The sequence below is a fragment of the Salinihabitans flavidus genome (assembly GCF_900110425.1).
Lineage (GTDB): Bacteria > Pseudomonadota > Alphaproteobacteria > Rhodobacterales > Rhodobacteraceae > Salinihabitans > Salinihabitans flavidus.
On sequence record NZ_FODS01000077.1, the window covers coordinates 1 to 1,243 of the forward strand.

The window sequence follows — 1,243 nt, forward strand, 5'->3', positions numbered from 1 at the left end:
ACACCACGCGGATCCGGTTGGCCTCCCGGTCCTGCCTCAGCCCCCGGACCGATGGCGGTTTCGGCGGCGCGAATGTGACCGGCATCAGCGAAAGCCCCTGCGCTGGAACCGAGATCCGAGCAGCCCGTCATCGCGCGCATGCACACCGATCCGTTCATCGATCATCTGCGGAACCCGGTCGGCGATCGCCGCAGCCAGATCCTGCGCCTGTTCGTCGCTCTCGCCGGTCTCGGATCGCTCGACGCTGATATTGAGCTCTCCGATCAACGGCGCGGCACCGCCACGCGGCTCCGCGGGCCGGGGCATGTTTGGGGCCAGCGCGCCGCCATCCGCGAACTTCGGGAGCCGCATCTGGTTGAGCTTTTCCATGTAATCGAGCCCGTAGTAGTCCACGGCGCTGGCCCGCATCATGAACTCCCCGCGTGAGCCCAGAAGCAGGATATTGTCCTGCATGGTCGCGCCGGTGCCCTCAATGCGGCCCTGCGCACGCCCGCCGGACTGCAGACCGCCCCGGGCAAACCCGGGCAGGGAAACGGCGGCCGCCGGCGCGTCGTTGGTGGCCCCGCCCGCTTTCAGCCCCGGGATGCCCAAGAAGGACTCGCCCGAGCCGTCCCCGGTGAAAATCCCGGCGATCAGATCGGCCAGGTAATCGAACACCGGATCGAGCGCGAGGTTCCACAGGCGCCGGCTGATGTAATCGGCCATGTCGCCAAAGGCTTCGGCGATATTGCCGGGACTCTTGCGGATCTTCTCGAAAGCGCCCTCGACAGCGCGGCGCGCGCTCATCAGCTCATCAATCTTGCCAAGCTCGCTTTGTCGCGCCCGCTCCTGCTCCACGGTGCGCCGCGAGAGCGCATCGGCTTGCCGCTCGATCACCTGGCGCAGGGTTTCGCCGGTTCCGATCGTCATCCGATCGACGTCGATCCCCTTGCGTTTGGCTTCGGTCAGCGCCTCAAAGATATACCGCAGCCGGATCTGCTCCTCAGCCGATTTGCCGACCAACGCGCTTTCGAGCTCGAGCTGAGCCATGCGGCTCTCACCGGCCCCGACCAGCTGATCGATCAACTCGCGCTCGCGCTTTTGGTCTTCCAGCCGCTGGGCCCGGGTCTTGGCCACCTGCGGGTCTTCGCTGGGAATAGCGGTGCCGACACGGGCGGAGGTGATAATCCGGTCCGGCACATGGCGGAGCCCTTCCCATTCATTGCGCAGCCCCTCGATGCCCTGCCCGCCCCGCCGGCGGATG

Annotated in this window: 1 pseudogene; it reads right to left on the reverse strand. The window is 66.9% G+C overall.

What is annotated here, in order from left to right:
• Window positions 1–84: 84 nt before the first annotated feature.
• Window positions 85–1,243 (reverse strand): annotated as a pseudogene (locus BMW66_RS20465) (hypothetical protein); the annotation flags it as partial.